This window comes from Pseudomonas sp. WS 5059 (assembly GCF_012985525.1).
Taxonomy (GTDB): Bacteria; Pseudomonadota; Gammaproteobacteria; order Pseudomonadales; family Pseudomonadaceae; genus Aquipseudomonas.
Genome location: NZ_JAAQWO010000003.1, coordinates 213,386 through 234,020, shown reverse-complemented (window position 1 = coordinate 234,020; position 20,635 = coordinate 213,386). Strand labels below are relative to the sequence as shown.

General features: G+C 64.3%; 22 protein-coding genes. 19 read left to right on the top strand and 3 right to left on the bottom strand.

Translation table 11 applies throughout. The features are described 5' to 3' along the window. Positions 1-54 precede the first annotated feature (54 nt). From HBO12_RS09925 to HBO12_RS09915, 3 genes are all read right to left on the bottom strand, one after another. Entirely contained in the window at positions 55-1,140 is a 1,086-nt protein-coding gene (locus HBO12_RS09925) for a 5-(carboxyamino)imidazole ribonucleotide synthase (RefSeq protein ID WP_032856724.1), read from the bottom strand. 12 nt (positions 1,141-1,152) lie between these two features. After that, positions 1,153-1,644, bottom strand: a complete 492-nt coding sequence (gene purE, locus HBO12_RS09920; RefSeq protein WP_057440545.1) for a 5-(carboxyamino)imidazole ribonucleotide mutase — start codon at positions 1,642-1,644, stop codon at positions 1,153-1,155. Positions 1,645-1,957: 313 nt separating this feature from the next. After that, positions 1,958-2,881 carry a LysR substrate-binding domain-containing protein gene (locus HBO12_RS09915; protein WP_170042055.1) on the bottom strand — a complete coding sequence of 308 codons (924 nt, stop codon included), beginning with the start codon at positions 2,879-2,881 and terminating at the stop codon, positions 1,958-1,960. Positions 2,882-3,061: 180 nt separating this feature from the next. Here HBO12_RS09915 and aspA point away from each other — a divergent pair, with 180 nt between their 5' ends. The 19 genes from aspA (at position 3,062) to HBO12_RS09820 (ending at position 20,582) form a co-directional block, all read left to right on the top strand. After that, on the top strand, positions 3,062-4,486 hold the full coding sequence (aspA, locus tag HBO12_RS09910; RefSeq protein ID WP_038444539.1) for an aspartate ammonia-lyase: 1,425 nt from the start codon (positions 3,062-3,064) through the stop codon (positions 4,484-4,486). A 521-nt stretch (positions 4,487-5,007) separates the two neighbouring features. After that, the gene (locus HBO12_RS09905) at positions 5,008-5,844 is read left to right on the top strand and encodes an ABC transporter ATP-binding protein (protein WP_262376972.1); all 837 of its coding nucleotides are present in this window, start codon (positions 5,008-5,010) and stop codon (positions 5,842-5,844) included. 39 nt (positions 5,845-5,883) lie between these two features. After that, positions 5,884-6,876, top strand: a complete 993-nt coding sequence (locus HBO12_RS09900; protein WP_170042054.1) for an ABC transporter substrate-binding protein — start codon at positions 5,884-5,886, stop codon at positions 6,874-6,876. A gap of 28 nt (positions 6,877-6,904) precedes the next feature. Beyond that, a complete protein-coding gene (locus tag HBO12_RS09895) occupies positions 6,905-7,678 on the top strand; it encodes an ABC transporter permease (RefSeq protein WP_076963115.1) in 774 nt (257 codons plus the stop codon). Next, positions 7,678-8,442, top strand: coding sequence for an SDR family oxidoreductase (locus tag HBO12_RS09890; protein WP_170042266.1), 765 nt, complete (start codon positions 7,678-7,680; stop codon positions 8,440-8,442). Before HBO12_RS09895 ends, HBO12_RS09890 begins: the two co-directional genes overlap by 1 nt. Before the next feature lie 13 nt (positions 8,443-8,455). Further along, positions 8,456-8,995: a cupin domain-containing protein gene (locus tag HBO12_RS09885; protein ID WP_029289969.1), complete on the top strand. Its 540-nt coding sequence runs from the start codon at positions 8,456-8,458 to the stop codon at positions 8,993-8,995. Positions 8,996-8,999: 4 nt separating this feature from the next. Continuing rightward, on the top strand, positions 9,000-9,878 hold the full coding sequence (locus HBO12_RS09880; RefSeq protein ID WP_170042053.1) for an alpha/beta fold hydrolase: 879 nt from the start codon (positions 9,000-9,002) through the stop codon (positions 9,876-9,878). After that, positions 9,875-10,708 (top strand): IclR family transcriptional regulator, encoded by an 834-nt coding sequence (locus HBO12_RS09875; RefSeq protein ID WP_169955440.1) that lies wholly within the window; start codon positions 9,875-9,877, stop codon positions 10,706-10,708. The genes HBO12_RS09880 and HBO12_RS09875 overlap by 4 nt, the downstream gene beginning before the upstream one ends. Position 10,709: 1 nt before the next feature. Beyond that, complete coding sequence (locus HBO12_RS09870) at positions 10,710-11,507, top strand: SDR family oxidoreductase (RefSeq protein WP_170042052.1); 798 nt, start codon at positions 10,710-10,712, stop codon at positions 11,505-11,507. Beyond that, positions 11,500-13,182, top strand: coding sequence for a thiamine pyrophosphate-binding protein (locus HBO12_RS09865; protein ID WP_169955442.1), 1,683 nt, complete (start codon positions 11,500-11,502; stop codon positions 13,180-13,182). Before HBO12_RS09870 ends, HBO12_RS09865 begins: the two co-directional genes overlap by 8 nt. Positions 13,183-13,192: 10 nt before the next feature. Continuing rightward, entirely contained in the window at positions 13,193-13,996 is an 804-nt protein-coding gene (locus HBO12_RS09860) for an aspartate dehydrogenase (protein WP_169955443.1), read from the top strand. Between the two features lie 10 nt (positions 13,997-14,006). Then, positions 14,007-15,500, top strand: coding sequence for an aldehyde dehydrogenase (locus HBO12_RS09855; RefSeq protein ID WP_170042051.1), 1,494 nt, complete (start codon positions 14,007-14,009; stop codon positions 15,498-15,500). Continuing rightward, entirely contained in the window at positions 15,500-16,465 is a 966-nt protein-coding gene (locus HBO12_RS09850) for a VOC family protein (protein WP_169955445.1), read from the top strand. Before HBO12_RS09855 ends, HBO12_RS09850 begins: the two co-directional genes overlap by 1 nt. A 13-nt stretch (positions 16,466-16,478) precedes the next feature. Continuing rightward, positions 16,479-17,621, top strand: coding sequence for an FAD-dependent monooxygenase (locus HBO12_RS09845; protein ID WP_170042050.1), 1,143 nt, complete (start codon positions 16,479-16,481; stop codon positions 17,619-17,621). Positions 17,622-17,623: 2 nt separating this feature from the next. Further along, entirely contained in the window at positions 17,624-17,941 is a 318-nt protein-coding gene (locus tag HBO12_RS09840) for a hypothetical protein (RefSeq protein WP_169955447.1), read from the top strand. Between the two features lies 1 nt (position 17,942). Beyond that, positions 17,943-18,170 (top strand): recombinase-like helix-turn-helix domain-containing protein, encoded by a 228-nt coding sequence (locus HBO12_RS09835; protein WP_029289990.1) that lies wholly within the window; start codon positions 17,943-17,945, stop codon positions 18,168-18,170. A 21-nt stretch (positions 18,171-18,191) separates the two neighbouring features. Further along, positions 18,192-19,226 (top strand): aromatic ring-hydroxylating oxygenase subunit alpha, encoded by a 1,035-nt coding sequence (locus tag HBO12_RS09830; RefSeq protein WP_170042049.1) that lies wholly within the window; start codon positions 18,192-18,194, stop codon positions 19,224-19,226. Next, the gene (locus tag HBO12_RS09825) at positions 19,223-19,630 is read left to right on the top strand and encodes a Rid family hydrolase (protein WP_170042048.1); all 408 of its coding nucleotides are present in this window, start codon (positions 19,223-19,225) and stop codon (positions 19,628-19,630) included. The genes HBO12_RS09830 and HBO12_RS09825 overlap by 4 nt, the downstream gene beginning before the upstream one ends. Beyond that, positions 19,623-20,582, top strand: coding sequence for a PDR/VanB family oxidoreductase (locus HBO12_RS09820; RefSeq protein ID WP_169955450.1), 960 nt, complete (start codon positions 19,623-19,625; stop codon positions 20,580-20,582). Before HBO12_RS09825 ends, HBO12_RS09820 begins: the two co-directional genes overlap by 8 nt. Positions 20,583-20,635 lie beyond the last annotated feature (53 nt).

Sequence of the window (20,635 nt, the reverse complement as noted above, 5' to 3'; positions counted from 1 at the left end):
GGCATCCTGCAATCAGAGGATGGCGGTCACCAATGGTTCCCGCCAGCCCGTGGGTTATTGCGCGGCGATCAGTGCCTGGACCTTGGCGATCTGCGCGTCGAGTGTCGCGCGGTCCTTGCAACGCAGGTTGGCGTGGCCGACCTTGCGCCCGACCTTGAAGGCCTTGCCGTAGTGATGCAGGTGGCAGTCATCAATCGCAATGACCTGCTCTACCGGCGGCACCACACCAATGAAGTTGAGCATCGCGCTCTCGCCCACCTTGGCCGTGGAACCCAGTGGCAGGCCCGCAACCGCCCGCAGGTGGTTTTCGAACTGGCTGCACTCGGCGCCTTCGGTGGTCCAGTGCCCGGAGTTGTGTACACGCGGGGCGATTTCGTTGGCCTTGAGGCCACCGTCCACTTCAAAGAATTCGAAGGCCATCACGCCGACATAATCCAGTTGCTTGAGCACGCGGCTGGAATAGTCTTCGGCCAGGGCCTGCAACGGGTGGTCGGTGCTGGCCACGGACAGCTTGAGGATGCCGCTGTCGTGGGTGTTGTGCACCAACGGGTAGAAGCGCGTTTCGCCATCACGGGCGCGCACGGCCACCAGCGAGACTTCGCCGGTGAACGGCACGAAGCCTTCCAGCAGGCAAGCAACGCTGCCCAGCTCGGCGAAGGTGCCGACCACATCGGCGTCAGTACGCAGGACTTTCTGGCCCTTGCCGTCATAACCCAGGGTGCGGGTTTTCAGCACAGCCGGCAGGCCGATGCTGGCGACGGCAGCGTCCAGGTCCGCCTGGGACTGGATGTCGGCGAAGGCCGGGGTCGGAATGCCCAGGTCCTTGAACATGCTCTTTTCGAACCAGCGGTCACGGGCGATGCGCAGGGCTTCGGCGCTCGGGTACACCGGCACGAATTGCGACAGGAACGCCACGGTTTCGGCCGGCACACTTTCGAACTCGAAGGTCACCAGGTCGACTTCATCGGCCAGTTGGCGCAAGTGGTCCGGGTCGCTGTAGTCCGCCCGCAGGTGTTCGCCCAGGGCCGCCGCACAGGCGTCCGGCGCCGGATCAAGAAACGCGAAGTTCATCCCCAGCGGCGTACCCGCCAGGGCCAGCATGCGACCCAGTTGGCCGCCACCGATTACACCGATTTTCATCAATCAACAACCTCAGGCGATGCGTGGGTCTGGATTGTCCAGGACGCTGTCAGTCTGTTCGGCGCGGAATTTCTTCAGGGCCGCGTGGAACTGTGGATGCTTGGCGCCCAGGATACTGGCCGACAGCAATGCCGCGTTGATCGCGCCAGCCTTGCCGATCGCCAGGGTGGCCACCGGAATGCCGGCGGGCATCTGCACGATGGACAGCAGCGAATCCACGCCCGAGAGCATCGACGACTGCACCGGCACACCGAGTACCGGCAAGTGGGTCTTGGCCGCACACATGCCCGGCAGGTGGGCTGCGCCACCGGCACCGGCGATAATCACCTCGATGCCACGGGATTCTGCTTCATCGGCATACTGGAACAGCAAGTCCGGCGTGCGGTGGGCGGAAACCACCTTCACTTCAAACGGAATGCCGAGTTTTTCCAGCATATCGGCGGTGTGGCTAAGGGTGGACCAATCGGACTTGGAGCCCATGATCACGCCAACCAATGCACTCATCGTCGTGCCTCTTCTCTCTGGGCGCCCGCAGGCGCGTCAAAAAACAACAAGCCACGCGGGAAATCCGGCGTGGCTTGTTGTACGAATTAAGGCCGGTTGGACCGGCCGAAGGCCGCGCAGTATACCGTAATAATGCAGATAAACAGCCCCTGGAATGACCATCTGTCTTACCGGTCAAACCTGCGGTTTTATTGACTTCAGAGTCAGCCAAAACACCCAAAACCTGTAGGAGCCGGCTTGCCGGCGATTGCGGTCAATCAGCACCAAATATCCGACTGGCACACTGCTATCGCTGGCAAGCCAGCTCCTACAGTTAACCGCGTTCGGCCGGCGGATTCTGCGCCGCCCCACCTTCCAACTTGCGCCACAACAACCGCACGTTCGCCTTGCGCACCAACGCGCAGCGATACAGGCGGATCTCCAGCGGCACATGCCACTGCGGCCCGCCGCACACTACCAGTTCACCCCGGGCCAGCTCGGCGCGCACGCTCAACTGTGGTACCCAGGCAATCCCCAGCCCTTCCAGCGCCATGCTTTTAAGGCTGTCGGCCATGGCGGTTTCATACACCGTAGTAAAGCGCAGGGCGCGCTGGCGCAGCAGCAGGTTCACCGAACGCCCGAGGAATGCCCCGGCGCTGTAGGCCAGCAATGGCACGCTGCCCTCGCCTTCCAGGTCAAACAGCGGCTTGCCATCGGCATCGGCGGCGCACACTGGGAGCATTTCGGTATTGCCCAGGTGCAGCGACGGGAAAATATCCGGGTCCATCTGCATTGCCGCATCTGGGTCGTAGAACGCCAGCATCAGGTCGCAGCCACCTTCGCGCAGGGCATGCACCGCGTCGCCGACGTTGGTCGCGACCAGCCGCGTGGCGATGTTCAGCCCTTCGTTGCGCAATTGCGCGATCCAGCGTGGGAAAAAGCCCAGCGCCAGGGAGTGCGCCGCCGCGACTTGCATGACTTCGCCCTGGCCGCCTTCAAGGTGATGCAAATGGCGTAGCACTTCGCCCAGTTGCTCGACCACCGTGCGCGCCGTTACCAGGAACAACTGCCCCGCCGCCGTCAATTCGACCGGCGTGCGCGAACGGTTGACCAACGTCAGCCCCAGGGCCGCCTCAAGGCTGCGGATGCGTCGACTGAAGGCCGGCTGGGTGACAAAGCGCCGCTCCGCCGCCTGGGAGAAGCTGCGCGTGGCCGCCAGGGCGCTAAAGTCTTCCAGCCATTTGCTTTCAAGGTTCATCTGATTCTCCAGGGCATGCACCATTTTGGCACACACGCCCGCCATGTTAACCGGGTCACATCAACATTATGCCGTTTGTGCATAGGCCAGCGCTTAATAGCATTGGCCCAAAAACTCCCACAAGCCTAGCATTCACAGCGTTCCGGCCTAGCCCGGGTCCATATCGAGATGATTTCCGTCATGTCCTCCGCTGCATCATTCCGCACAGAAAAAGACCTGCTTGGCGTACTCGAAGTACCTGCCCAAGCGTATTACGGCATCCAGACCCTGCGAGCCGTGAATAACTTCCGTCTCTCCGGCGTTCCGATTTCGCATTACCCGAAATTGGTGGTCGGTCTGGCAATGGTCAAGCAAGCCGCCGCTGATGCCAACCGCGAGTTGGGCCAGCTCAGCGAAGCCAAGCACGCTGCCATCAGCGAAGCCTGCGCCCGCCTGATCCGCGGCGACTTCCACGAAGAGTTCGTGGTGGACATGATTCAAGGCGGCGCTGGCACTTCAACCAACATGAATGCCAACGAAGTCATCGCCAACATCGCGTTGGAGGCCATGGGCCACAACAAGGGCGAGTACCAATATCTGCACCCCAACAACGACGTGAACATGGCGCAGTCGACCAACGACGCCTATCCGACCGCGATCCGCCTGGGTCTGCTGTTGGGCCATGACGCGCTGCTGGCCAGCCTCGACAGCCTGATCCAGGCGTTCGCCGCCAAGGGTGTCGAGTTCGGCCACGTCCTGAAAATGGGCCGTACCCAGCTGCAAGATGCCGTGCCGATGACCCTCGGCCAGGAATTCCGTGCCTTCGCCACGACCCTGGGTGAAGACCTGGCACGCCTCAAGACCCTGGCGCCGGAGCTGCTGACCGAAGTCAACCTGGGCGGCACCGCCATCGGTACCGGCATCAACGCCGACCCGCGCTACCAGGCCCTGGCTGTACAGCGCCTGGCCACCATCAGCGGCCAGCCGCTGGTACCGGCGGCCGACTTGATCGAAGCCACCTCCGACATGGGCGCGTTCGTGCTGTTCTCCGGCATGCTCAAGCGTACGGCGGTGAAGCTGTCGAAGATCTGCAACGACCTGCGCCTGCTGTCCAGCGGCCCACGTACCGGGATCAACGAAATCAACCTGCCAGCGCGTCAGCCAGGCAGCTCGATCATGCCCGGCAAGGTCAACCCGGTCATCCCGGAAGCCGTGAACCAGGTGGCCTTCCAGGTCATCGGTAACGACCTGGCCCTGACCATGGCGGCCGAAGGCGGCCAGCTGCAACTGAACGTGATGGAGCCGCTGATCGCCTTCAAGATCTTCGACTCGATCCGCCTGCTGCAACGCGCCATGGACATGCTGCGCGAGCACTGCATCGTCGGCATCACCGCCAACGAAGCACGCTGCCGCGAACTGGTGGAGCACTCCATCGGCCTGGTCACCGCGCTGAACCCGTACATCGGCTATGAAAACGCCACCCGCATCGCCCGCATTGCCCTCGAAAGCGGCCGCGGCGTGCTGGAACTGGTGCGCGAAGAAGGCTTGCTCGACGACGCCATGCTCGACGACATCCTGCGCCCGGAAAACATGATTGCCCCGCGTCTGGTGCCTTTGAAGGCCTGAACGCATGTAGCACCGCTCACCAGGTTGAGGGACTAGACACCTCTCACCCTTTTGAGGGCTTGAAGACTTGCTCTTCAGGCCCTTTTTTTTGCCCGCAATTTGCCAACCCCCAACCTTTGTAGGAGCCGGCTTGCCGGCGATGAGGTCCTCAAGGCAGGTACAACATTTCAAGAACGCCATCGCCGGCAAGCCGGCTCCTACATAAACGCAACCAGTCCCTCGAATGCGTTTTACATATAAAACAAATAACGCCTTTCGCAACTTCCCCGCGTTACCCAATAAAGCACCGACTTCTTGCAACTTCCCATTACACGCTCAAGCAGTGTGCAATTTCGTGCCATATAAGAACCAACGTTTCATATATGAAACAACCAACTTCCAACTACTAGAACCTAAATCACTAATATCAAAGGATATTTACTAATAGTTTGTAGGAAATAACCCCCTGGCATTGTTCATGCACTAAACGGCGTATCACCTATAAAACAGACCAGAGTACCTACCTGATGGCTGTGAAAGAGATGTACGCCGTGACGCCCCAATGGAATAACCAAGCTCTCAGGGAAGAGCTGGAGCCGACTGAAATTGAATTTCGCAATGTCGGTAAATGTTTCCCGGCCAAGGGTAAAGCAGACGCGCCCTTCGCCATTCGCGAGGTGAACTTCAAGATTCGCCGGGGTGAAGTGGTGTCGATCATCGGCCCTTCCGGTTGTGGCAAGAGCACCATTCTCAATATGGGCTCAGGCCTGTACCGCCCCAGCGAAGGTGAAGTGTTCGTTGGTGGCGAGCCGGTCACCGGGCCGGTGCCGCAGGTTGCGTTCATGTTGCAAAAGGACCTGCTGATGCCCTGGCGCAGCATCCGCCGCAACGTCGAGCTGGGCCTGGAGATCCAGGGCGTACCCGCCGCCACCCGGCAGAAAGTCGCCCTCGACCTGCTCGAGCGCTGCCACCTCAATGGCTACGCCGATCACTACCCGTTCCAGCTATCCGGTGGCATGCGCCAGCGCGCCGCCCTGGCTCGCACCCTGGCCATCGACCCGCAGGTGCTGTTCCTCGACGAGCCGTTCTCGGCACTCGATGCCCAGACCAAGATGATCCTGCAACAGGACATGGCGCGGATGCTGTTCGACGAGAAGAAGACCGCGCTGTTCATCACCCATGACCTGATCGAAGGCATCGCCATGTCCGACCGCTTGCTGGTCATGAGCGCCCGCCCCGGCACGATCATCGAAGAAATCAGTATCGACCTGCCGTTTCGCGACAACCCCCTGGAGCGCCGCAAGCTGCCGGAAATCGGCCCGCTGGTCGGCCGCCTGATGGAGTTGCTCCAGGTCGGCGCCGACACCGAACTGCACTGATCACCGCCCTTGCGGCCCCCAACCGATTCAGGAGTCCCCATGCTCAAGTCTCTGTTTCAACGTCTTTGCGCCCTCAGCCTGGGCCTCGGCATGGCCTGTGCCGCCCAGGCGCAGCCGACCAAGGTCACCTACCTGCTGCCGGCGCCGCCCAACTCGCCCGCGTTCGCTCCGTGGATCATCGCCAAGGAAAAGGGCTACTACACGGCCCAGGACCTGGACCTGACCTTTATCGCCGCCAAAGGTGGCGTGGACGTGGCCAAGCAGATCGGCGCCGGTAATGCGCTGATCGGCGGAGCCATCGGTGACACGCCGATCGTGGTGCGGGCCAATGGCATCCCGGTGCGCGCCGTGGCGGTGCTGGGCGACGGCGGGGTGACGATGATCGCCACCAATGCCAAGGACAACATCAACAGCGTCAGCGACCTCAAGGGCAAGACCATGACGGTGATGTCGTACTCCGACACCACCTACTACGCCCTGCTCGCCTCGCTGCGCAAAGCCGGGCTGGGCAAGAACGACGTGAACATCCAGGCCGCCGGCCCCGCCGGGGTCTGGCAATTGTTCTCCGCCAACAAGGCCCAGGCCATGGCGGGCGTGCCGGACTGGGTGATCAATGCCGAGGAAGCCGGGGTGCAGATCAAGCTGATCCCCCAGGACCAGATTTTCGAGAGCATGGCCCAGGCGATTCTCGCCTCCGACGACGCGATCAAGAACCAGCCCCAGATTGTGCGCGGCGTGGTCCAGGGCACCCTGCAAGGCATGCGCGACATCATCCAGGACCCGCGCGCCGCCGCCGCGACCTTCGCCAAGGCGGTACCGGCCTACGCCGGCAAGGAAGACTCGCTGGAGAAGATCTTCAAGCTCTACGTCGAACACGTCTACGCCAAGCAGGCCGTGCTCGGGCACATCGATCCGCAGCACCTGGACAAGGTCCTGCAGTTCTATGTCAGCGAAGGCATCGTCACCCAGGCGACTCCGCTTGAAGACCTCTTCACCAACCAATTCGTCGACAGCCCGGTCGCCGCACAGTGAACCACCGGGACATTGAGGTACGTACACGATGAAAAACAACAACTCCGTGCTCGGTAGCGTCGCGCTGCTGATCCTGTTCCTGGTGCTTTGGCAATGGGGCCCCGGCCTGCTCGGCATGCCCGAGTTCGTCATGCCCAAACTCAGCCGCGTGGCCCAGGAAGGCCTGGTGATGTGGCAAACCGGCGGCCTGCTGCAACACACCCTGATCACCGCCCTGGAGATCGTCGTCGGCTTCGCCCTCGGCGCCCTGCTGGGAGTGATGATCGGTGTCTCGCTGGGCCTGTCGCCGGCGGCCGAAGCCATGTTGTCGCCGTACATCCTGGCCTTGCAGATCGCCCCGAAAGTCGCCTTCGCGCCGCTGTTCGTGATGTGGCTGGGCTACACCATCTACCCGAAGATTCTGATCGCGATCCTGATCGTGTTTTTCCCGGTGATGATCAACGTGCTCTCGGCAATCCGCACCGTCGACCCGGACATGATCAACCTGGTACGCACCATGAATGCCAGCCGCTGGCAGATCTTCCGCCTGGTGGAGTTCCCGTCGGCCATGGCCGCACTGTTTTCCGGCCTGCGTATCGCCTCGACCCTGGCCGTGATCGGCGTCACCGTCGGTGAGCTGGTCGGTGGCAACCAGGGCCTGGGCTTCTTGCTGGTAGACGCCGAGGGCCAGGGCAACACCGCTGGGGTGTTCGTCGCCATTGTCGCGCTGACCCTGATTGGGGTGATCGCCTACGGCGCAGTAGTGTGGGCGGAAAAACGCGTCCTGCACTACATGCCCAAAGCCATGTTGAGCACCCAATGATGAGCCGCCATGACCTTTTGCTTGCAGGCCGCCGCGTGCTGGTCACCGGTGGCGCTCGGGGCCTGGGCTATGCCTTTGCCCAGGCCATCGGCCAGGCCGGCGCCCGGGTGGTGATTGCCGATGTGCTGCACGAGCGTGTACAGCAGGCCGCCGGTGAATTACGGGCGCTGGGCCTGGACGTGCAGGCCGTGGCTGTCGACCTGGCGCAACCCACCTCGGTCCAGGCCTGTGTCGACGCGACGATTAGCCTGCTGGGCGGCCTCGACGGCCTGGTGAACAACGCCTCGATCACCAACTCCGGGGGCAAGGGCTGCGAAGAGCTGAGCATCGACACCTGGGACCAGGTGATGCAGGTCAACGTGCGCGGCACCTGGCTGATGACCACCGCCTGCCTGCCGGCCCTGCGCGCCAGCGGCCAGGGCGCCATCGTCAACCTGGCCTCGGACACCCCGCTGTGGGGTGCACCGAACCTGCTGGCCTACGTCGCCAGCAAGGGCGCGATCATCGCCATGACCCGCAGCCTGGCCCGTGAGCTGGGCAGCGACAACATCACCGTCAACGCCATCGCCCCTGGCCTGGTGCTGGTGGAAGCCACCGCCTACGTGCCCGAGGCGCGCCACCGTTTGTACAACGACCAACGGGCCCTGCAACGCCCGCAATTGCCCGAAGACGTCAGCGGCGCCGTGCTGTTCGCGCTGTCCGACCTTGCCCGCTTTATCACTGGACAAACCCTGCCGGTCAACGGCGGGTTCGTCATGCCTTGATCTGGAGACTGTCATGACTGATCTATCTGCCCAAAACGACACCCCGAAAAGCTGGGACCGCCCTGCCGGCGCCAGCCTGGAAAGCTGGATGAGCACGCGCATCGCCCGCTACGAGACGCGCAAGTACGACTGGGATGCCCTGAAGTTCCAGGCCGACTACGACCCCAAGTTCCGCCGCGCGCAAATGCGCTACATCGGCACTGGCGGCACCGGCATCAGCACCGACATGAACACCATCCCGTCGGAGCACTTCACCTTTTCCACCATGGTCATCCCGGCCGGCCACGAAGGCCCGCCGCACCTGCACATTGACGTCGAAGAAGTGTTTTTCGTGCTGCGCGGCAAACTCAAGGTGGTACTGGAAAAGGACGGCGAGCGTTTCGAAACCATCCTCACCGACCGCGACGTGATTTCCGTGCCGCCGGGCGTGTACCGCGAAGAGATCAATATCGGCGACGAAGACGCGCTGATGTGCGTGATGCTCGGCGCGAAAAAGCCGATCACCCCGACCTATCCGCCAGAGCACCCTCTGGCCTCGATCAAGCGCGGGTAAGCCCATGTTGCCAGGACTCACCCAAGCCGCGCCGACGGCCGACCTGCAAGCCCAACTGCAGCGCGACTTCCCCCAGCGCCTGGTCGCCGCCGCCGGTGGCCAGCAGGCCCTGCGCGAATGCGGCACGGGGCCGGCGGTGGTGTTGCTGCACGGTATCGGCTCGGGCGCGGCGTCCTGGCTGCAAGTGGCACAGCACCTGGCGGCCCAGGCCCGGGTCATCGCCTGGGACGCGCCCGGCTATGGCGACTCCAGCCCCCTGGAGTCGGACGTGCCCAAGGCCGAGCAATACGCCGCCCGCCTGGTGCAGATGCTCGATGCGCTGGAAGTGGACGAGTGCGTGCTGGTCGGCCACTCCCTGGGCGCGCTGACCGCCCTGGCCTTGGCCCGCAGTGCGCAGGCCCAGCGGGTGAGCCGCCTGGTGCTGATCAGCCCGGCTCGCGGCTATGGCGCACCCGAACGCAGCCAGCAGCGCCAGCAAGTACGCCAGCAACGCCTGGATAACCTGCAACGCCTGGGTATCGCCGGCCTGGCCGCACAACGCAGCGCCCACATGCTCTCGTCGCAGGCCCAGCCCCAAGCGTTGGCCTGGGTGCACTGGAACATGGCCCGCCTGAACCCGCTGGGTTATCGCCAGGCCATCGAATTGCTGTGCGGCGACGACCTGCTGCGCCACGGCCAACCTGCAATGCCCTGCGAAGTGCATTGCGGCGAAGCCGACGCCATCACCACGCCCGACACCTGCCTGGGCGTGGCCAAGGCCCTGGGTGCCAGCTTCAACCTGATCGCCGACGCAGGCCATGCCAGCCCCATCGAACAACCGCTGGTGGTTGCCGGTCGCCTGGCCTACGCCCTCAAACAATCCCTGACAGGTAGAACCCTATGAACGACTCAGATCTGCTGAAGGATGCTCAGGACAAATACATCGTGCCGGGCCTGGAGCGCGGCTTGCTGCTGCTCTGCGAGTTCAGCCGGCGCAACCGCACCCTGACCGCGCCGGAACTGGCACGGCGCCTGGCGCTGCCGCGCTCGACCATTTTCCGCCTGCTGACCACCCTGGAAACCATGGGCTTCGTCACCCGCAGCGGCAACGAATACCGCCTGGGCATGTCGGTGCTGCGCCTGGGCTTCGAGTACCTGGCCTCGCTGGAGCTGACCGAACTCGGCCAGCCGCTGCTGGCCCGTTTGTGCGACCGGGTTAACTACCCCAGCAACCTGGTGGTGCGCGACGGGCGTTCCATCGTCTATGTGGCCAAGGTTTCGCCGCCGTCGGTGTTCTCCAACGCGGTCAACGTCGGCACCCGCCTGCCGGCCCATGCCACGGTGCTGGGGCGCATCCTCCTCGAAGACCTGTCACTGGCCGAACTGCGCGAGCTGTACCCCGAGGAGCACCTGGAACAGCACTCCCACTGCACCCCCAAAACCGTGATGGAGCTGTTCGACATGCTCCAGGCCGACCGCCAGCGCGGCTTTGTCAGCGGCGAAGGGTTCTTTGAATCGGCGATTTCCACAGTGGCCGCGCCCGTGCGCGACCAGAGCGGCGACATCGTGGCCGCCCTCGGCGTAACCATCCCGACCACGCAGATCGGTCATGTGAATTTTGAAGAGCTGTTGACCCAGGTACGACGCAGCGCCGACGAGCTGTCGCGCCTGCTCAACTACAACGGCGGCGCCCACAGCAGCCAGCCCCGCGTCACTGCCTTGATGAGAGATTGAGATGAGCCTTTATCCATTGCAGGGCCGCACCGCAATCGTCACCGGAGGCTCCTCGGGCATTGGTCTGGCGTGCGTCGAGCTGCTGCTGGAAGCCGGCGCCGCCGTTGCGTTCTGCGGCCGCGATGCAGAACGCCTGCGCCGTGCCGAAAGCGACCTGCGCCAACGTTTCCCCCAAGGCCAACTGCTGGCCCAGGTGTGCGATGTGCTCGATGGCGAAGCGGTCAACGCCTTTGCCAGCGCCAGCCAGGCCGCGCTGGGCGCCGCCAGTGTGTTGATCAACAACGCCGGGCAAGGCCGGGTCTCGACCTTCGCAGACACCACCGACAGCGCCTGGACCGAAGAGCTGCACCTGAAGTTTTTTTCGGTGATCAACCCGGTCCGCGCCTTCAAGCCGCAGCTGCACAACCAGGCCGATGCCGCCATCGTCTGCGTCAACTCACTGCTGGCCAGCCAGCCGGAGCCGCACATGGTCGCCACCTCGGCCGCCCGCGCCGGGATCAAGAACCTGGTGCGCTCGATGGCCACCGAGTTCGCCCCGCAAGGCATCCGCGTCAACGGCATCCTGATTGGCCTGGTGGAGTCCGGGCAATGGCGCCGCCGCTTCGAAGCGCGTGAAGAACGCGACCTCGACTGGGCGCAATGGACCGCCCGCCTGGCCCAACAAAAACATATTCCCCTGGGGCGCCTGGGCCTGCCGATTGAAGCGGCCCGCGCGATCCTGTTTCTGGCCTCGCCTCTGTCGGCTTACACCACAGGCAGCCATATCGATGTATCCGGAGGCCTGTCCCGCCATGCGTAATGAAAACACTGTCACCGTGGGCGCTGCCATCACCGCCTTTCTCGAACAATGCGACGTCAAGGCCGCGTTTGGCGTGATCTCGATCCACAACATGCCGATCCTCGATGCCTTCGCCGTGCGCGGCAATATCCGCTTTGTCATGGCCCGGGGTGAAGCCGGCGCCGCCAACATGGCTGACGCCTATGCCCGTACCACCGGCGGCCTGGGCGTGTGCCTGACCTCCACCGGCACCGCCGCCGGCAATGCCGCGGGCGCCATGGTTGAAGCGCAGACTGCCGGCACCCCGCTGCTGCACATCACCGGGCAGATCGAGACGCCATACCTGGATCAGGAACTGGCGTATATCCACGAAGCCCGCGACCAGTTGAACATGCTCAAGGCCGTGTCCAAGGCCGCCTTTCGCGTGCGCAGCGTCGAGACCGCCATCAGCACCCTGAAGCTCGCGGTACAGACCGCCCTCACCGCGCCCACCGGCCCGGTCAGCGTCGAGATCCCGATCGATATCCAGTCGACCTTTATCCCGATGCCTACCGACCTGTCGCCGCTGCCGATCCCGGTCGCCGTACCGGCACCGGAAGCCCTCGACCTGGTGGCCGCGCGCCTGGCCAGTGCCAAGCGCCCGATGCTCTGGCTCGGTGGCGGCGCACGGCATGCCGGGGCGCAGGTCAAGCGCCTGCTGGCGATGGGCGTGGGGGTGATCACCTCGACCCAAGGCCGTGGCGTGGTCAATGAAGACGACGAGCGCTGCCTGGGGGCCTTTTCGCAGAACAAACGGGTCGAGCAGTTCCTGCAAACCTGCGATGCACTGCTGATCGCCGGGTCGCGCCTGCGCAGCAACGAGACCTTCAAGTACGCGCTCAAGCTGCCGCAGAACACCCTGCGCATCGACGCCAACCCGGCCATCGAAGGCCGCAGCTATGCCAGCGAGCTGTTTATCTGCGGCGATACGGCCCTGGCCCTGGACGGCCTGGCTGACCGCCTGGAAGGCCGCCTGCACACCGACCCGCAGTTCCTCAGCGAACTCAAGGCCGTGCGCGAGCAATCGCGCAACCAACTGGTGGCGGACCTGGGCCCGTACTCGGCGATGGTCGAGCAATTGCAGGCCAGCACCGGGCGCAACTTCTCCTGGGTGCGCGATGTGACCCTGTCCAACAGCATCTGGGGCAACCGCCTGCTCAACTTGTACCACCCGCGTGCCGGGGTTCACGCCTTGGGCGGCGGTATCGGCCAGGGCCTGGCGATGGGCATCGGCGCCGCGGTCGCAGCCGCTGAAACCGCGCCCGAGCGCAAGGTGTTCGCCCTGGCGGGCGATGGCGGTTTCATCCTCAACCTGGGTGAGCTGGCGACCCTGGTCCAGGAGCGCGCCAACCTGGTGATCCTGCTGATGAACGACCAGCGCTATGGGGTCATCCGCAATATCCAGGACGCGGTCTACGGCAGCCGGCATTGCTATGTCGACCTGCACACCCCGGACTACACCAAGCTCGCCGAATCCATGGGCCTGCGCCACGGCCTGGTCACCGACCTCAAGGATTTCGGCAAGGTGGTCGACAGCGCCTTGAGCCAGCCCGGCCCGTTCCTGCTGGAAGTGGACATGCTCAGCGTGGGCAATTTCGCCACCCAGTTCGCCGGCCCGCCCAACAGCGAAACCAAAGCCCAGAAGGCCACCGCCTGAGGATCGCCGCATGTTGCATATCACCATGATCGGCTGCGGCGCCATTGGCGTCGGCGTGCTGGAGCTGCTGGAGAACGATCCGCAGCTGTGCGTGGATTACGTCATTGCCTCCGAGGGCTCAGAGGCGTTGGTGCGCCAGCGCCTGGCCAGTTTCAAGCGACCGCCGCAGGTGCTCACCGCCTTGCCCGCCGATACGCGCCCGGATTTGCTGGTGGAATGCGCCGGCCACCGCGCTATCGAGGAACATGTGCTGCCGGCCCTGGAGCGTGGGATTGCCTGCCTGATTGTGTCGGTCGGCGCCTTGTCCGAAGTGGGTCTGGTCGAGCGCCTGGAAGCAGCCGCTGAGCGCGGCAAGACCCGCATCGAGCTGCTGCCCGGTGCGATTGGCGGTATTGATGCGTTGTCGGCGGCCAAGGTCGGCGGCCTGGATTCGGTCAACTACACCGGGCGCAAGCCGGCCCGCGCCTGGAAAAACACTCCCGGCGAGCAGGCGTGCGACCTGGACACCATCAGCCAAGCCACGGTGATCTTCCAGGGCAGCGCCCGCGAAGCCGCGCGGCTGTATCCGAAAAACGCCAACGTCGCCGCCACCCTGTCCCTGGCCGGGCTGGGCCTGGATCGCACCCACGTCACGCTGATCGCCGACCCCCACAGCGACGAAAACGTCCACCACTTCGAAGCCCGTGGCGCCTTTGGCCGTTTCGAGTTGAGCCTGCGCGGCAAGCCGCTTTTGGCCAACCCCAAGACCTCGGCGCTGACCGTGTACAGCGTGGTCCGTGCGCTGGGCAACCACGCCCATGCCATCTCAATTTAGGAGCCCGTCGATGACTCTCGAACAGACTTTACCGATCTGCATCGCCGGCCACTGGCGCCTGGGCCGTGGCGAACGCTACGCCAGCCGCTACCCGGCCACCGGCGAGGCCGTGGCCTGGCTTAACGCTGCCGATCTGCAGGATGTAGAAGACGCCATCCAGGGCGCACACCAGGCCTTCCTGCACAGCGGCTGGGCCCAGCGCAAACCCCATGAGCGGGCCAGCGTGCTGTACCGCATCGCCGAGCTGATCCGCCTGCACAGTGAAGAACTGGCGCAACTGCAACGCCAGGACAACGGCAAGCCGATCAATGAAACCCGCGCGCTGGTGGCCAGTGCGGCCGGCACCTTCCAGTTCTTCGCCGCCGCCTGCGAAACCCTCGAAGAAACCATTACCCCCTCGCGCGGCGATTTCGTCAGCATGAGCGTGTATGAGCCGATGGGCGTGGTCGCCGCGATCACTCCGTGGAACTCGCCAATTGCCAGCGAGGCGCAAAAGGTCGCACCAGCCCTGGCGGCGGGCAATGCGGTGGTGATCAAGCCAGCGGAAATCACCCCGCTGCTGGCCCTGCGCCTGGCGCGCTTGTGTGAAGAGGCCGGCCTGCCCAAGGGCCTGATCAGCGTGCTGCCCGGCAAAGGCTCGCTGCTGGGTGATGCGCTGACCCGCCACCCGCTGGTCAAGCGCGTGTCGTTCACCGGCGGCACCCGCACTGGCAAGCACATCGCCCATATCGCCGCCGACAAGATGATGCCGGTGTCGTTGGAGCTGGGCGGCAAGTCGCCGACCATCGTCCTTGATGACGCCGACCTCGACCACGCGGTGGCGGGCGTGCTCTACGGCATCTTCAGCTCTTCGGGCGAGGCCTGTATTGCCGGCTCGCGGCTGTTTGTCGCGCGCGCCCTGTACGAACCCTTCATGCAACGCCTGGTAGCCGCCGCCGCGAACCTGCGCATGGGCGACCCGGCCGACGAAAACACGCAGATGGGCCCGCTGATCAGCGCCAGCCATCGTGAATCGGTGGAACGCTACGTCGCCCTCGGCCTGGCCGAAGGCGGGCGCCTGCGCCTGGGCGGGCAGCGCCCCAGCGGTGGCCTGTATGACCAGGGCTACTTCTACCCGCCGACCATCCTCGAAGGCCTGCACAACCAACAACAGGTGTGCCAGGAAGAAATCTTCGGCCCGGTGCTGGTGGCCATGCCCTTCGACGATGAAGAGCAACTGCTGGAGCAGGCCAACGACAGCCTGTACGCCCTCGCGGCAGGCATCTGGAGCCGCGACTACAAGCGCGCCTGGGCCCTGGGCCGGCGCTTGCAGGCCGGCACGGTGTGGATCAACACCTACAAGCAGTTCTCGATTTCCACGCCGTTCGGCGGTTGGCGCGACAGCGGCCTGGGCCGCGAGAAAGGCCGCCTGGGGATCCTGCAATACATGGAACAAAAGAGCCTCTACTGGGGCATGAACCAACAGCCACTGGCCTGGGCCGGTGTGCCACACGAGGTAGCGTGATGAGCGTTTTAGGTATTGATGAAGTCACCTATGGCGTCGAGGACCTCGACACCTGCGTGCGTTTTTTCAGCGACTGGGGCCTGACCCAGGTCAGCGCGCAACCCGATGAGGTGATCTTCGAGACCCTCAACGGCTGCCGCGTAGTGCTCGCCGACCTGAACAAACCCGGCCTGCCGCCCGCCATCGAGGCCGGCTCGACCGTGCGCGAAGTGGTGTGGGGCGTGGCCGACGCGGCGGACCTTGCGCTGTACGCCGAACGCATCGCCAACGACCCGGGGTTTGTCGAGGGCAACGGGCGTATCGGCTGCACCGACCCCAACGGCTTGGCGATCCGCCTGCAAGTGACGCGCAAGCGTGAGCTGGAGATCGAGTGCAGCGGCCACAACACCTGGCAGACCAAGGGCCGGATCAACAAGGCGGCGCCGATCTACGAGCGCGCCACGCCGATTGAGGTCGGCCACGTGGTGTTTTTCGTCAAGGACGTAAACGCCTGCGAAGCCTTCTACCACGAGCGTTTCGGCTTCCAGGCCTCGGACCGCTACCCGGACCGCGGGGCCTTTTTGCGCACCGCCGAGGAAGGCGGCCATCACGACCTGTTCATGCTGCAACTGCCGGCGCCACGGGCGGGGCTGAACCATGTGGCCTTTACCGTACGCGATGTGCACGAGGTGTTTGGCGGCGGCATGCACGTGTCCCGCAGCGGCTGGCCGACCGAGATCGGCCCTGGGCGCCACCCGGTGTCTTCGGCGTTTTTCTGGTACTTCAAAAACCCCGCTGGCGCGCTGGTGGAGTACTACGCCGACGAAGACCAACTGACCGGCGAATGGCAGCCCCGCACCTTTGAGCCGGGGCCCACGGTGTTCGCCGAATGGGCGATTGCCGGCGGTATCGACGGCAATACCCGGCGCCAGCAACACGTCGAGGCGCCGCAAGGCAAGTTCCTCACCGACAAACCGAAACCTTGAGCAGGAGTCGCACATGCCTTCCTTAAATATTGCTATCGCCGGCGCCGGCATCGGCGGCCTGACCGCCGCGATCGCCCTGCACCGCGCCGGTCACCAGGTCACCGTGTTTGAACAGTCCAAGGCCTTTTTGCGGGTCGGTGCCGACATCAACCTCACCCCCAACGCGGTACGGGCGCTGGATGGCCTGGGAATTGGCGCCGCCGTGCGCATCCCGGCCGCGCGGCCGACCCACCGTATCAGCCGGATGTGGGACAGCGGCGAAGAGACGTCACGCCTGGAAATGTCCGACGCCGCCGAGCAGAAGTACGGCGCCCCGCAACTGACCATCCACCGCGCCGATCTGCTGGCGGCCCTGGCCGAAGTGTTCCCGCTGGAGCAGGTGCAGTTCGCCAAGCGTGCCGAACGGATCGAGCACACTGACGACGGCATCTGCCTGCATTTCAAGGATGGCAGCCAGCACCGCTGTGACGTGCTGATCGGCGCCGACGGTATCCACTCGGTGGTGCGCAACGCGCTGTTCGGCGAAGAGCACCCGCGCTTTACCGGGGTGGTGGCATACCGCGCGGTGGTGCCGGCCGAGTTGGTGGCCCATGTGCCGAATATCCAGGCCTTCACCAAATGGTGGGGCCCCAACCCCCAGAGCCAGATCGTTACGTTCCCGCTGAACCAGGGCAAGGACATCTTTATCTTCGCCACTACCGCCCAGGACAGCTGGCATGAAGAGTCGTGGACCAGCGCCGGCGATGCCGACGAACTGCGCAGCCACTACCAGGCATTCCACCCCGACGCCCGTGCCCTGCTGGATGCCTGCAGCGATGTGCTCAAGACCGCGCTGTATGAGCGCGACCCGCTGCCGTTCTGGTCCAAGGGACCCATCACCCTGCTGGGCGATGCCTGCCACCCGATGATGCCGTTCATGGCCCAGGGTGCCGGCCAGGCCATCGAGGATGCGGTGGTGCTCGCCCGTTACCTGCAAGACCTCGACAGCCCGTCCCAGGTCGCCGCTGCCTTGCAGGGCTATCAGCAGGCGCGCCTGGAACGCACCAGCCAGATCCAGATCGGCTCGCGCGGCAACCAGTGGCTCAAGGACGGCGGCAATGCCGATTGGGTCTACGGCTACGACGCCTGGTCCATCCCCACCCAAAGCGCGGCCTGACCATGAGCGACACCTTGCTGGTGACCGTGCTGCTCAAGCACGACCAATCAAAAAACCTGGAAGACATTCAGCGGCACATGAAGCAGCAGGACTGGTGGGAGCGCTTTCCACCGCAAGGCGTGGAGGTGGTGAGCTGGACCGTGGCCATGGGCCTGGGCCAGATCGTCACCCTGCGCTTGGCGCCGGGCCTGCTGCCGTCCCTTAACGTGGAGCTTGAGCGCTCGGCGTGGGGCGTGTTCAGCACTGAAGTTTTCCCGACATACGACTTTATCCCGGTGCGCGAAACCATCCGCGAACGGGTACGCAACGGAGGTCAATGACATGAGCACTACCGAACGATTCCTCGAGCCCCATCAGGCGCGCAAACGGCCCAATACCCAGTTTGAAGAGCTGCTGGGCGACTCCATCGAGCGCGCCTTCGGCAACGGCGTGACCGAGTTGGCGGCCCTGCTCGCCCACCTCAACCTGGCCGGCCCGCCCTGCCCGCTGACCAGCGGCGAGTGGACGGCAGATGCCTATCAAACCCTGATGGCCCGGCTGGGCGAATGACCCGGCAGAAGGAATAAAAAAATGACTATGCAATTGACCGTCGACCCTGTTGAAAACCATCTGGCCAATGGCCTCAAAGACCTCTGGTTCCCGGTATTACCCTCGGACCTGCTGGGTGAAAAGCCGGTATCGGTACGCCGCCTGGGCTACAAGATCGCCCTGTGGCGCGATAACGATGGCCGCGTGCACGCCCTCGAAGACCATTGCCCCCATCGCGGTGCGCCGCTGTCCCAGGGCCCGGTGTTGGGTGATCGCCTGCAATGCCCGTATCACGGCATCGAAGTGCGCTGTGACGGTACCGTGACCAAGGTACCGGGCAGCCCTGGCTGCAAACTCGAAGGCAGCCGCCCGACCCGCATGTTCCATACCCGCGAAGCGGCAGGCGCGATCTTTTTGTTCAATGCCACCGACCCGCATTTAGCGACCCCGCCGGAACTGGTGCTGCCCGAGCAACTGACGTCCCCGGAGTGGAGCAGCTTCGTCTGCTACACCGAGTGGAAAGGCGACTACCGCTACGTGATCGACAACGTCATGGACCCGATGCACGGCACCTACCTGCACAAGATGTCGCACTCGATGAGTGAAGGCGAAGCCACCGCCAAGTTCGTCACCCGCGACACCGACAACGGGTTCTTCTTCGAGAAGGAAGGCCAGCGCGGGGTGAACTTCGACTGGACCGAGTTCATGGACAACGGCTGCCATTGGCTGCGCCTGGAAATCCCCTACCCGAAAACCGGCGGCCCGGGCGGCAACTTCACCATTATCGGCAGCTACACCCCAAGCAGCCGCGCGCTCTCGGCGGTGTTCCACTGGCGCTGCCGACCGCTGACCGGCTGGCAGCGCGATACCTGGCGCTTCCTCTACAAAAACCGCCTGGAAGCGCGGCACTGGGCCGTGCTGGAGCAGGATCGGGTGCTGCTGGAGTTCATGGAACCGGACGCCAACCAGCGCGAAAACCTCTACCAGCACGACCTGGGTGTGGTGCGCATGCGCCGTTACCTGAAGAACGCGGCCAAGGCCCAGCTCGAACTGATCGACGCGAAGCAACTGCCATGAACCCGGTCGTGGTGGCGCCCGCCGGGGCCAGTTGGTCGAATGCGCTGCTGATCGGCCGCGAGGTGGTGATGTCCGGGATGACCGCACACCCCGCCAGCCGCGAGGCGACCCTGGATTGCTACGCCCAGACCCTGGTGGTGCTGGGCAAGATCCAGGCGCTGGTGACGGCGGCCGGTGGGCATCTGGGCAATATCTACCGGCTGACGGTGTACCTCACCGATATCGCCGACAAGGACCAGGTGGGCCGCGCACGGCGCGATTTCTTCGCCGGGCAGGCCGTATTTCCCACGTCCACCCTGGTGGCCGTCAGCGCGCTGGTGTTTCCTGAACTTCGGGTCGAGATCGAGGCCAGTGCCCGGCTCGATGTCGACCTGCGTACCGTCACAGAGGTGAATGATGTCTAAGCCCTCCCTGCTCAACGCCCGCGTACACACCCTGCGCTATGAAGCCGAAGGCATCATCAGCGTGGAGTTTCGGCCGTTGGGCGATACCGTGTTCCCGCCGTTCGAGGCCGGCTCGCACATCGACCTGCACCTGGCCAACGGCCTGGTGCGCAGCTACTCGCTGCTCAATTCTCCCAGCGACCAGGGGCGCTACACCGTGGGCATCCTGCGTGACCGCAACAGCCGCGGCGGCTCGGAGTATGTGCACAGCCAACTGCGGGTCGGCATGGCGCTGTCGATCTCGGCGCCGCGCAACAACTTCGCGCTGGACCTGAGCGCCAGCCACAGTGTGCTGGTGGCCGGTGGCATCGGCATTACGCCGATCTACTGCATGTTTCGCCAACTGCTGGCCCAGGGCAAATCCGCCGAGCTGATCTATTGCGCGCGCTCGCGCCAGGAAGCGGCATTGGTGGAAGCCTTGAACGGCCTGGATGCGCGGGTGGTGTACCACTTCAACGACGAAAAAGGCGTGCCGCCGGACCTCGCCGCCTACCTCGCCGGCCAACCTGCGGATACGCACTTCTACTGCTGCGGCCCAACGCCGATGCTGGATGCGTTCGAGGGCACCTGTGAGCGCCTGGGTTATCCCCATGCCCATATCGAGCGCTTTACCGCCGCCGAACTGCCGCCCAGCGAAGATGCGCAGAACCGCTATAGCGTGGAGTTGAAAAAGTCCGGCAAGACGCTGTCGGTGGAGCCCGGCTTGAGCTTGCTGGATGTGCTGCTCGAAGCCGGTTGCGACATCGATCACAGCTGCCGCGAGGGGGTGTGCGGCTCCTGTGAAACGCGGGTGGTGGAAGGCCAGATCGACCACCGCGACGGGGTGCTGACCAAGGCCGAGCGCGCGGCGAACAAATCGATGATGGTGTGTGTTTCGGGCTGCAAGAGCCAACGGTTGGTGCTGGACCTCTAGCCCCCCCTGTAGGAGCGAGCTTGCTCGCGAAGAACGTTAACGATAACGCGGTT

What these genes read in the sequence shown, in the direction of transcription:
- HBO12_RS09925 (WP_032856724.1), bottom strand. Translation starts at nt 1,140, where the DNA reads ATGAAAATCGGTGTAATCGGTGGCGGCCAACTGGGTCGCATGCTGGCC.
- purE (WP_057440545.1), bottom strand. Translation starts at nt 1,644, where the DNA reads ATGAGTGCATTGGTTGGCGTGATCATGGGCTCCAAGTCCGATTGGTCC.
- HBO12_RS09915 (WP_170042055.1), bottom strand. Translation starts at nt 2,881, where the DNA reads ATGAACCTTGAAAGCAAATGGCTGGAAGACTTTAGCGCCCTGGCGGCC.
- aspA (WP_038444539.1), top strand. Translation starts at nt 3,062, where the DNA reads ATGTCCTCCGCTGCATCATTCCGCACAGAAAAAGACCTGCTTGGCGTA.
- HBO12_RS09905 (WP_262376972.1), top strand. Translation starts at nt 5,008, where the DNA reads ATGTACGCCGTGACGCCCCAATGGAATAACCAAGCTCTCAGGGAAGAG.
- HBO12_RS09900 (WP_170042054.1), top strand. Translation starts at nt 5,884, where the DNA reads ATGCTCAAGTCTCTGTTTCAACGTCTTTGCGCCCTCAGCCTGGGCCTC.
- HBO12_RS09895 (WP_076963115.1), top strand. Translation starts at nt 6,905, where the DNA reads ATGAAAAACAACAACTCCGTGCTCGGTAGCGTCGCGCTGCTGATCCTG.
- HBO12_RS09890 (WP_170042266.1), top strand. Translation starts at nt 7,678, where the DNA reads ATGAGCCGCCATGACCTTTTGCTTGCAGGCCGCCGCGTGCTGGTCACC.
- HBO12_RS09885 (WP_029289969.1), top strand. Translation starts at nt 8,456, where the DNA reads ATGACTGATCTATCTGCCCAAAACGACACCCCGAAAAGCTGGGACCGC.
- HBO12_RS09880 (WP_170042053.1), top strand. Translation starts at nt 9,000, where the DNA reads ATGTTGCCAGGACTCACCCAAGCCGCGCCGACGGCCGACCTGCAAGCC.
- HBO12_RS09875 (WP_169955440.1), top strand. Translation starts at nt 9,875, where the DNA reads ATGAACGACTCAGATCTGCTGAAGGATGCTCAGGACAAATACATCGTG.
- HBO12_RS09870 (WP_170042052.1), top strand. Translation starts at nt 10,710, where the DNA reads ATGAGCCTTTATCCATTGCAGGGCCGCACCGCAATCGTCACCGGAGGC.
- HBO12_RS09865 (WP_169955442.1), top strand. Translation starts at nt 11,500, where the DNA reads ATGCGTAATGAAAACACTGTCACCGTGGGCGCTGCCATCACCGCCTTT.
- HBO12_RS09860 (WP_169955443.1), top strand. Translation starts at nt 13,193, where the DNA reads ATGTTGCATATCACCATGATCGGCTGCGGCGCCATTGGCGTCGGCGTG.
- HBO12_RS09855 (WP_170042051.1), top strand. Translation starts at nt 14,007, where the DNA reads ATGACTCTCGAACAGACTTTACCGATCTGCATCGCCGGCCACTGGCGC.
- HBO12_RS09850 (WP_169955445.1), top strand. Translation starts at nt 15,500, where the DNA reads ATGAGCGTTTTAGGTATTGATGAAGTCACCTATGGCGTCGAGGACCTC.
- HBO12_RS09845 (WP_170042050.1), top strand. Translation starts at nt 16,479, where the DNA reads ATGCCTTCCTTAAATATTGCTATCGCCGGCGCCGGCATCGGCGGCCTG.
- HBO12_RS09840 (WP_169955447.1), top strand. Translation starts at nt 17,624, where the DNA reads ATGAGCGACACCTTGCTGGTGACCGTGCTGCTCAAGCACGACCAATCA.
- HBO12_RS09835 (WP_029289990.1), top strand. Translation starts at nt 17,943, where the DNA reads ATGAGCACTACCGAACGATTCCTCGAGCCCCATCAGGCGCGCAAACGG.
- HBO12_RS09830 (WP_170042049.1), top strand. Translation starts at nt 18,192, where the DNA reads ATGACTATGCAATTGACCGTCGACCCTGTTGAAAACCATCTGGCCAAT.
- HBO12_RS09825 (WP_170042048.1), top strand. Translation starts at nt 19,223, where the DNA reads ATGAACCCGGTCGTGGTGGCGCCCGCCGGGGCCAGTTGGTCGAATGCG.
- HBO12_RS09820 (WP_169955450.1), top strand. Translation starts at nt 19,623, where the DNA reads ATGTCTAAGCCCTCCCTGCTCAACGCCCGCGTACACACCCTGCGCTAT.